Genomic DNA, 3087 nt, shown 5'->3' on the forward strand with positions numbered 1-3087 from the left:
GCGGCGCGAAGGCCGACGCCGACGCCGCCACCGCCGCGAGCGGTGCGGACGGGCAGGCGACGGAGCCGTCGTACCCCTTCCACGGCGCGCGCCAGGCCGGGATCCTCACCGCGGACCCCGCCGCCAAGCAGCCGTTCACCTGCGTCGCCGCGTTCGACTCCACGGCAGGCGACAGGGCAGGGCTGACCGACCTGCTGCGCACGCTCACCGGCCGGGCGCGGTTCCTGACGTCCGGCGGCACGCCGCCGGACCTCGGCGTGAGCCAGCCGCCGTCGGACAGCGATGTGCTGGGGCCGAGCGTGCCGGCCGACGGGCTGACCGTGACGCTGTCCGTGGGGTCCAGCCTGTTCGACGACAGGTACGGCCTCGCGAGCCGCAAGCCGCTGAAGCTGACGCCGATGCGCACCTTCCCTAACGACTCACTCGACCCCGCCTGGCTGCACGGCGACCTGCTGGTCCAGCTGTGCGCCAACCACCCGGACACGATTCACCACACGATCAGGGACATCACCAGGCACACCCGCGGGGCCCTGGCGCTGCGCTGGAAGATGGAAGGCTACAACTCCCCGCCCCGCCCGTCGGGCACCTCGCGGAACCTGCTCGGGTTCAAGGACGGCACCGCGAACCCGACCGGCGGCACCGCGACCAGCCTGGTCTGGGTCGACGACGCGGCCGAGCCCGCGTGGGCGCAGGGCGGCTCGTATCAGGTAGTGCGGCTGATCAGGATGCTCGTCGAGTTCTGGGACCGGGTGTCGATCAACGAGCAGGAAGGCATGTTCGGCCGCCGCAGGGACAGCGGGGCGCCGCTGGACGGGAACGCCGAGTTCGACACGCCGAATTACGCGGCAGACCCGCAGGGGAACGTGATCCCGCTTGACGCGCACATCAGGCTCGCCAACCCGCGCACGAAGGCGACCGCGAACCAGCGGCTCATCCGCCGCTCGTACAACTACGACCTCGGCGTGGACGAGAACGGCAGCCTGCAGGCCGGACACATCTTCATCGCCTACCAGCAGGACATCAAGCGGCAGTTCGAGACCGTCCAGGAACGGCTGATCAACGAGCCGCTGATCGACTATGTGCAGCCGTTCGGCGGCGGCTACTTCTTCACCCTGCCCGGGGTCCGCGACGCCGCCGACTGGTACGGCCGCGGCCTTCTCCCCTGACGTCAGGGGAGCAGGCCGCGGCCCAGGTCAGGCCGGGATGATGTTCTGGTTGAGGTGGAACACGTTGCCTGGGTCGTACTGCCGCTTGACCCGCGCGAGTCGGTCGTAGCCCGGGCCAAAGTTGTCGCGCACCTTCCCCTGGTCGTCGCCGGAGGCGAAGTTGACGTAGCCGCCGGCCAGCGAGTGCGGCGCGAGCGCCGCGTAGTAGTCCTTCACCCAGGCGATGTTCGCCGCGTTGTCCGCCGGATCCGGCCACATCCCGGCGAGCACAGTGGCGTACTTCGCGTCCCGGTGCCCCCACGCGGTCGCGCCGGTCGCCACGTCGTGGACGGCGCCGTTGACCGGGTACAGGTGTACCGCGCTGTTGACGGCGGGCATCCGCTGCGCGTGCTCGGCGTGCACGGCGATCACGTCGTCGGTGAGGTCGCCGGTGAAGACCGCCTTCCAGTAGTGCTGCAGGCCGCGCGGCAGCAGCGGATCGAACAGCGAGTTCAGCGCGGTGTAGGGGATCGCGCCGACATGCTCGGCCATGACCGGGCCGACGTCGCGGAAGCCCTGCAGCACCTTCGCGCCCTCCTCGTGCTCCCCGGTCCAGCAGGAGACAAGGACGGGGAACGGCTCGCCGACCCGGTCCGCGGGGATAAACGGCAGCGGCGGCGCCAGGTGCCAGGCCGGGAAGCCGCCGTACGCGCGGGGCGCGTCGTCGATGAACCGGTCGAAGTAGCGGAACAGGTCGCCCGCCGCCTCCCGCTCGAAGAGGATCAGCCCGCCGTAGATGTTCTCGGGCACCGGGTGCAGCCGGAAGGTGAACTCGGTGACCACCCCGAAGTTCCCGCCGCCGCCGCGCAGTGCCCAGAACAGGTCGGGGTGCTCGCGCTCGCTGGCCGTGACGATGCTGCCGTCGGCCAGCACGACCTGAGCGGAAATCAGGTTGTCGCAGGACAGGCCGTGCGCCCTGTTCAGGTAACCGATGCCGCCGCCGAGGGTGAGGCCGCCGACGCCGGTGCTGGATACGATGCCTCCGGTAGTGGCCAGCCCGTGGGCCATGGTGGCGTCGTTCATCATGGCCCAGGTGGCGCCGCCGCCGGCCCTCGCGGTCCGGTTCGCGGGGTCGACCTCGATGCGGGTCAGGCCGGACAGGTCGACCACGATCGCGTCGTCGGCCGTGCCGAACCCTGGCACGCTGTGCCCGCCGCCGCGGACTGCGACGGCACGGCCGGTGGCGACGGCGTGCGACACGGCGGCCTGCACGTCCTCGGCGCTGGTGCAGCCGACGATGGCGCTCGGCCTGGCGTCGATCATGAAGTTGTACACATGCCTGGCGTCCTCGTACTCGGCGTCCTCCGGCCCGATGACGGATCCGGTGACGAGCTTTTGCAGTGCGGTGGTGGACATGTGGCTCCCCGTTTGCTGTGGTTTGCGTTTCCTGGGCTCACGCTAAGAGCGGCGGCGGGCTCGCGTCATGACCAGTCCTGGTACCGCGTGCTTTCCCTGGCGTAGCCAATTCTGGCTATCGACCGCTGTGGCCTGCGGGGTTACATTGAGCGCATGGCGGCTTGGGATGCGCCGCCGTATCCGATCCGGGCGGCCGGGGCGACGATTCCCGCGTTCGTCGGGCGCGCCGCCGAGACGTCGGCGGCGGAGGACGCATGGGCATCGGTCCGTGCCGGGGGGCGGCAGGTCATCTTCATCGGCGGCGAGCCCGGAGCGGGCAAGTCGCGGCTTGCGGCCGAGATCGCCTCGGCGGTCTACGGCCAGGGCGCTGTCGTGCTGCTCGGGACCTGCTCGCCCGAGCCTGGCGTCCCCTACCAGCCGTTCGCCGAGTGCCTCGAGCAGCTGCTGGGCGGCACGCGGTCCGGCGCGCTCGCCGGCTGCCTGCCTGATTCGGCGGCGGAGCTGCTGCGGCTGACGCCGCTGGTCT

Annotated in this window: 3 protein-coding genes; 2 read left to right on the forward strand and 1 reads right to left on the reverse strand. The window is 71.0% G+C overall.

What is annotated here, in order from left to right; genetic code table 11:
* A partial coding sequence (locus tag WA805_RS14535; protein WP_425242581.1) for a Dyp-type peroxidase occupies positions 1-1166 on the forward strand: 1166 nt, incomplete at its 5' end.
* Positions 1167-1193: 27 nt separating this feature from the next.
* On the opposite strand, the gene WA805_RS14540 is transcribed toward WA805_RS14535, so the two are convergent.
* Positions 1194-2561, reverse strand: a complete 1368-nt coding sequence (locus WA805_RS14540) for an FAD-binding oxidoreductase (RefSeq protein ID WP_425242582.1) — start codon at positions 2559-2561, stop codon at positions 1194-1196.
* Positions 2562-2714: 153 nt separating this feature from the next.
* Between WA805_RS14540 and WA805_RS14545 the strand changes: the two genes are divergently transcribed.
* Positions 2715-3087, forward strand: a 373-nt coding sequence (locus tag WA805_RS14545) for an ATP-binding protein (RefSeq protein WP_425242583.1), incomplete at its 3' end; no start/stop codon positions are given.

The sequence above is a fragment of the Trebonia sp. genome (assembly GCF_049794275.1).
Lineage (GTDB): Bacteria > Actinomycetota > Actinomycetes > Streptosporangiales > Streptosporangiaceae > Trebonia.